4 protein-coding genes are annotated in these 2,004 nt (G+C 62.2%); all 4 read left to right on the plus strand.

Features of this window, described 5'->3' with window-relative positions; genetic code table 11:
• Window positions 1-504 (plus strand): GntR family transcriptional regulator (locus EN984_RS32555; RefSeq protein WP_164765828.1); only part of this gene is annotated, 504 nt, incomplete at its 5' end.
• A 196-nt stretch (window positions 505-700) separates the two neighbouring features.
• Window positions 701-1,057, plus strand: coding sequence for a DUF2946 family protein (locus tag EN984_RS32560; RefSeq protein ID WP_127270815.1), 357 nt, complete (start codon window positions 701-703; stop codon window positions 1,055-1,057).
• Window positions 1,058-1,154: 97 nt separating this feature from the next.
• Window positions 1,155-1,694 carry a copper chaperone PCu(A)C gene (locus EN984_RS32565; protein ID WP_127270813.1) on the plus strand — a complete coding sequence of 180 codons (540 nt, stop codon included), beginning with the start codon at window positions 1,155-1,157 and terminating at the stop codon, window positions 1,692-1,694.
• A 41-nt stretch (window positions 1,695-1,735) separates the two neighbouring features.
• On the plus strand, window positions 1,736-2,004 hold a 269-nt coding region (locus tag EN984_RS32570), incomplete at its 3' end, for a DUF1775 domain-containing protein (protein WP_127379173.1).

The raw sequence follows: 2,004 nt of genomic DNA on the forward strand, positions 1-2,004 counted from the left end.
ATCGAGAAGCGCCGCAACAGCCATTGGGTGCTGAAGGGCTTTACGCGCGCCTTCGCGCTGGAGCTGACCGAAATCCGCGAAATGTTCGAACTGCGCTCGGCGGCCGCCTTCACCGCTCTGCCGCAGGACAGCGCGGTCTGGGCCGATCTCGACCGTCTGGAAGACGAGCATCGCCAGCTGGCAAACGAGATCTCCACCCGCTTCAACGAATTCTCCGAGCTGGATGAGCGCTTGCACAGACTCATCCACCGGGCATCGCATAACCGCTTCATCGTCGATTTCTACGATGTCATCGCCATGATCTTCCACTACCACTACCAGTGGAACAAGGCGCAGGAACGCGAACGCAACGAAGTCGCGATCGGCGAGCATCTGGTCTATATCGAGGCGCTGAAATCGCGCGACCTCGGCAAGGTCGACGCCGCCTGCCGCAAGCATCTGAAGTCGGCGCGCCAGACATTGCTGACCTCGATCCCGGAGAGCCGGTCGCTACAAAAATCCTGAGCCGCGCTGAGGCTCAGAGTCTTGTTTCATGCATGTCGTTGTCCCAAAACCGCCGCACCCTTTTGGGCGACATGCATTGATATGCCGCGTTGCCGCAGCGGTGATTTGGCGATTTTCCACCCGCCAGCCCCGTGCTAGGTATGTCGCGTTGCTGTGAAGAGGCAGGGCTTTGGGCGTATCGAGGAGACGGTGGAGCATGCCGGTCGCGCTTGTCGCGGCCTACTTGCTGTTGCTCCAGTCGACGCTTGGCGCATTCGCCTTCGGCGCCGGTCCCAACGCATCGCAGCTCGATGCGTTCGGCAACGTCATCTGTACCCATGATGGCGCCACCCAGCTTCCGGGCGGCGACCAGCGTCCCTCCCATCTTCCGGCATGCTGCGTGCTCGGCTGCAGCATGGTTTCGGCGGCCTTTGCGCCGCCGCCCGATGCCGGGCTAGCATTGCACAGCCTTTCCTTTGAAACGGTCGCCTTTGTCTTCCCGGCGGCCATTCATCTCGACTTTGCGCGTGAGCGCTCGCCGTCGAACCCGCGCGCGCCGCCGCTGACGGCCTGAGCCTGTTTGCCCGGCGGAACCTTTCGTGGGCGTACCCATCCAAAGATCAAACTGCTCGCGACCGGCAACGGCGCGACCATCACTTCATGGAGCAACCATGTCCTATTTTTTCCCTGACGCCGCGCGTCCTGCGCCCGGCGGCATTCTACGCGGCATCGAAGAGCGTGTCGGCATTGCCGTGCTGGCTCTTGCGCTGCTGTTCACAGGCGCCCAGTCCGTCCTCGCGCATGAGTTCAAACTTGGCGATCTCGAGATCGGCCACCCCTGGTCGCGCGCCACACCTGCCGGTGCCAAAGTGGCCGGGGGTTATTTCACCGTCACCAACAATGGCAGTGCACCGGACCGGCTGGTGTCGATTTCGTCCGATGTTTCTGAAAAGGCCGAGCTGCATGAGATGGGCGTCAAGGACGGCGTCATGACCATGCGGCCGGTTGCCGGCGGCCTGGAAATTCCGGCCGGCGGCAAGGTCGCGCTTGCCCCTGGCGGCTATCATTTGATGTTCATCGGCCTGAAGCGGCAACCCAAACAGGGCGAAAAGTTCTCCGCCGTCCTGACCTTCGAAAAGGCCGGCGCCGTCAGCGTCGATTTCGCTGTCGAAGGCATGGGCGGTGGCGCCATGGACGATCACGCCAATTGATCCGGCCGGTTCGACAAATTTTGAAAATCCGAGGGACCATCATGAACAAATATCTTTTGTCGGCCGGCGCACTTCTCGCGCTCGGAACCAGCGCCGCCTTCGCGCATATCACGTTCGAAACCCAGGAGGCGGCGGTCGGCTCGACCTACAAGGCCGTTCTGCGCGTGCCGCATGGCTGCGAAGGCAAGGCGACGACCGCCGTGCGCGTGCAGATTCCGGAAGGGGTGATCGCGGTGAAGCCGATGCCGAAGCCAGGCTGGACGCTGCAGACCAAGAAGGGCAAGTACGAGAAATCCTACCAGCTCTACGG

The organism is Mesorhizobium sp. M7A.F.Ca.CA.004.12.1.1 (assembly GCF_003997835.1).
Lineage (GTDB): Bacteria > Pseudomonadota > Alphaproteobacteria > Rhizobiales > Rhizobiaceae > Mesorhizobium.